Origin of the sequence: Methanobrevibacter filiformis (genome assembly GCF_001639265.1) — an archaeon.
Classification (GTDB): domain Archaea; phylum Methanobacteriota; class Methanobacteria; order Methanobacteriales; family Methanobacteriaceae; genus Methanacia; species Methanacia filiformis.
The window spans coordinates 1-4794 of sequence record NZ_LWMT01000073.1; the positions used below are offsets into that span (position 1 = coordinate 1).

Annotated in this window: 3 protein-coding genes; 1 reads left to right on the forward strand and 2 read right to left on the reverse strand. The window is 27.7% G+C overall.

Annotation, left to right across the window (positions count from 1 at the left end; genetic code table 11):
• A partial coding sequence (locus MBFIL_RS02655) for a transposase (protein ID WP_169805493.1) occupies nucleotides 1-373 on the reverse strand: 373 nt, incomplete at its 3' end.
• A gap of 467 nt (nucleotides 374-840) precedes the next feature.
• On the opposite strand from MBFIL_RS02655, the gene purD reads away from it, so the two are divergent.
• Nucleotides 841-2115 carry a phosphoribosylamine--glycine ligase gene (purD, locus tag MBFIL_RS02660; protein ID WP_066971225.1) on the forward strand — a complete coding sequence of 425 codons (1275 nt, stop codon included), beginning with the start codon at nucleotides 841-843 and terminating at the stop codon, nucleotides 2113-2115.
• Nucleotides 2116-2604: 489 nt separating this feature from the next.
• Here purD and MBFIL_RS02665 read toward each other — a convergent pair whose 3' ends face one another.
• Nucleotides 2605-4107, reverse strand: coding sequence for a CAP domain-containing protein (locus tag MBFIL_RS02665; protein WP_066971227.1), 1503 nt, complete (start codon nucleotides 4105-4107; stop codon nucleotides 2605-2607).
• Between the last annotated feature and the right edge of the window lie 687 nt (nucleotides 4108-4794).

Genomic DNA, 4794 nt, shown 5'->3' on the forward strand with positions numbered 1-4794 from the left:
CTTCACGAACTGTGATAGCTAACATTTCTTCCATTAATTCTTCGTTTTCATTTCTAAAATTAATGAGAGTTCTGTATTTAGGTTTTTTCATCCCTGAAAGATACATGTACACAACATTTTCATGTATTGCCTTTTCAAGTTTACGACCAGACTTTATACCATCAATCTGACCCATAAGAATATTTCTAGCAAGCATTCTCCTAGAATAAGCTTTCTTACCTGGAGTATCAGCATATTTAGAATGCAAATCACCAAAATCATACCGACTAACCAATTCCTCAATAAAAAAACAAATATGATTATCTGGAATAAAGTCCCTCAAATTTAAAGGAAGTAAAAATACCTGACCAATACTATCTTCATGCAAAACCATAAACACCAACTCAACAAAAACTAAAAAACATTAATACTATATTACACTCCATAATATTTAAAACTAAGCATAACTAAAAAGAATCAAAAAATAATTATTGCACAGCCAATATAATGAAAAAAATTAATATTTTCACTGAAAATTTTCATTATACTGAAAAAGGTTTAAATATAAATATAAATATTTTAATATTTAAATGTTGGGTTTTGAGACCTGTAAATCAGTGTTTGAATCTTTATTTCAAAAATAGCTTTTGATCAAACTTTTTTTTAAAAGTTTGTTTCACATGTTAATACGTTTACATTATATTTTGGTGACTGTTATAGATAAAAAACTAAGAAATCTCTTTTTTATAAAAATATAAATAACAAATTATTAAATTATAATATATTGAATATATTACTATACTTTTCGCTGAATTAAATAAAATATATAAATTAAGAATCTGTATAATGGAGCTATTAAAGATGAATGTCTTGGTTGTTGGTACTGGTGCAAGAGAACATGCTATTTGTGAATCATTAAAAGATGATGTTAAACTTTTTGCTTACATGAATAATAAAAATCCTGGAATTGCAAGAATAACTGATTATAAACAAGGTGATGAAGGAGATATTAAGAAAGTTGCTGAATTTGCAGCTGAAAAGAATATTGACATCGCTGTTATTGGTCCTGAAGCACCACTTGGAAAAGGAATCGTTGATGAGCTTGAAAAAGTTGGAGTAAGTTCAGTTGGTCCAAATATAAATGCTGCTAAAATAGAAACTGATAAATCCTTTATGAGAAACCTTTTTGAAGAATACAAAATCCCTGGGTCATTAACATACAAAGTATTTGATAATTATCAAGATATTAGCGATTTTTTAGATGATTATGAAAAAGATGTTGTTGTAAAACCAGTTGGACTAACTGGTGGAAAAGGAGTAAAAATCGTTGGAGACCATTTAAAAGATAATAATGAAGCAAAAGCTTACGGAAAAGAAGTTATAGATAGTAAAATGGGTGGATTTCCTCAGGTAATCATAGAAGAGCGTTTGGTCGGTGAAGAGTTCACAATTCAAGCTTTTAGTGATGGGGACCATTTAGCTGCAATGCCTGCTGCTCAAGACCATCCTCATGCATTTGAAGGAAATCAGGGTCCAATAACTGGTGGAATGGGGTCTTATTCTGATTCAAACGGACTTCTTCCATTCTTATCTAAGAAAGACTATGATTATGCTGTGTCAATAATGGAAAAGACAATTAAAGCTATTAAAAATAAAGCTTCTCCTTACAAAGGTATTTTGTATGGTCAGTTTATGTTATGTGAAGATGGACCAAGATTAATTGAATATAATGCTCGTTTTGGAGATCCTGAAGTTATGAATGTTCTTCCACTTATTAAAACTCCCATGATTGATGTTTGCGAATCTATTGTAGATGGAAACTTAAAAAATGTTGAGTTTGAAACTAAGGCTTCAGTTTGCAAATACATCGTTCCTGCTGGTTATCCTGAAACAAAATATGCTGATGAACTTATTAAAGTAGATGAAGAGAAAATTAATGCTCTCGGAGCAAAAGTATTTTATGCAGCAGTTAAACAAAAAGATGACGGAGTCTACACAACCTCCTCAAGAGCACTGGGAATTGTAGGAACTGGAGATACAATAGAGTCAAGTGAAAAAATAGCTGAAGATGCTTGTAAGTTTGTTTCAGGTAATGTTTATCATAGAAGAGATATTGGGACTGATAAATTACTTTAAAATAGCTATAAATATGTTAAAAGTAGCTGATAAATATGGATTAAAAATAACTATAAAATAATATTTATAATTTATAAAAATAATTCTATTTTTTTTTTAATTGTTCTTTGGCAGAAGAAAATCCTTAATTAACGATATAATATTAAATAATAGGCTGAGATGAGTGAGTAACAAATAAATAGTTTTGTTAAAGGAATAGATACGTTAATTAAGGAATTCATATATTGTTACATTTGATGAACACATTTCTTATTGTGTTTGCTACTGCGTGTTATCAGTAGACTAATATGTACTTTGCACTATCTTATATATAAAAGTTTAGGTATGCCTAAAAATTCATGATTTAATAATATAAAAAAATATCTTAAAGATAAAGGATTATGTCTCCGTGCGAGAAGAGCATTAATTTAAAAAAACAGAGGATAATGTTTTAGGTTTCTTGATAAATTTAGCTTTTAGTTTTTTAAGGAAAAATATAAAAAAGAAAAATTAAATCTTATTTTTAGAATTATTCTTTTCCTTAGATTCGGTTATTTTATTTTTAGAATCTACTATGAAATTTTTTGTTTTGTTCTTATATTTTTTGTTTATAACTATTTTTATTTTTTGGGATGATTTTCCAGCTTTCAGAGCAGGGACTTTTTTTGTAGCTATTATTTTTTTACCAACTTTTACTACTAACTCATTTTTACCTGCATTAGCACTTCCATTATTTTTAATTGTAACAGCATATATGTTTCCTTTTTTACTTATCGATTTTATTATGAGGTCTGCCTTTTTCACTGGCTTTTTAGGAGTAGATTGAGCAGGTTTAGGAGTTGAGGGGTGTTGATCACCTAAAACATTTGGTGTAGTTGGTGTTGTATTATTAGTTTTAACAATTATAATAGATGGTGTTGTGGAGTCTGATGTATCATCAGTTTTATTAACTGGACGAAGATTAGTTACTTCAACACTACTTAACTCATCTTTTTCCATGTCTTTACTGATATAATTTATATTATTATTGCTAAGATTTATATTATTTGAATTAGTTACATCTAATCCATACCAGACATTAATAAATGAATTATTATTTATATTAATATTTTCTGAGTTTAACACAGCTATTCCATTATAATAATCTTTTAATATTAATCCACTAATATTTACATTACTTGTATTAATTCTTAGTCCATCAAAACTTATTGGTACTGGTTTTCCATTTACAGTAGCTGTAGAATAAATAAGAGGACTTATAAATTCAACAACTCCTTTTGATGTGATGTTTACTGAATTTCCTATGCTTAAATATATGTCATTGTAAATACCCTCATTGAAAATTATATTGTCTCCATTAGTGATAAAATGATTATTAATTGCAACATTACCATTAAAAAATTCAATTATATCTTTAATAGCTATGTTATTATATAAATTGATAGTTGTAGGTAAATTAATAGTAGGTTCACTTTCTTTAATATAATCTACTGGGTCTGCTATATCTGCATTTAAACGTCCAAATAATTGTGTCCAGTAGTGATTAAGATTGGTATAATTTCGGTTATTAATAGGATCATAAGTAACAACATTTGGAGCATAAACATAACCTATACCAATAGATTTATAACTTGGATCTAAGATATTTTGTCTATGACCTGTTGAGTTCATCCAAGATCTCATAACGGCTTCAGGTGTAATCTGACCACCTGCAATGTTTTCACCATACATAAGATCTGAAAGACCCCATATGGGAGACCCATCTGGTCTAGAATGGTTCATTAGTATGACTAATTCGTTACTTCTAATCATAGCAGACTCTAATAATTCTTTATCCATCTCCAATGGAGTTGCACCAAACTTTGCCCGTTCTTCATTAACTATATTTAATACTTCAAATGCAAATTCATATGGGTCAGCAGCACTTGATAGTTCTGTAGAAGCTAAAGGAATAGCTGTAGCTACTATTAATAGTGACAAAAGAAGTAATGACTTTAAATATTTTTTGTTCATATTTAGTTGCCCTCAAAAATTTTATTAATTACAATCTAATTATACAAATTAAATCATGTATATATATATATATAGGTTATTCTTAAGAATATATAAATTTAATATTAGTTTTATATTAAACATATTAACAATAACTGGTGAACTATTCAATTATGAATATTTAATATATTGATAATACAATTAAAATATTAAATTAAGAACAAAGAAATGATATGATGAAAAATAATTTTTAAATCAAAAAATAGGAAGGAGAATAATTTGCTACTAACGAATATTATTCTAGTATATTACTCTTAACTAAGATTTTTAAGTTAAAGAGATTCCAATCACGAAATAAAAATTTGAATGGTTATGAAAAATTGAACTGATGAATATGGTTGAGTGTACTAAAAATTTGACTCCTGAAAAATGAATTATTATTAAAATCATGCACCATAATAAATTCAAATCATGACCATTTGTCAAATATCTTGCTTTAGCTCTTCCTTAGCTTATTATTATGTAACTTAGTTTACGGTTGGTTTTTTAAGCTTGTTATTTTCTTAAAAACATGTTTATTGGTCAAAATGTGCTAATAAGTAGTATGCATTTTATAATAAAATGTAATACTAATTTTCTCGAGAGGCAAAATTTTGACTGAAACCTCACTAACAATAACTATCCATCAGTTCGATTTTTCAAATCCAT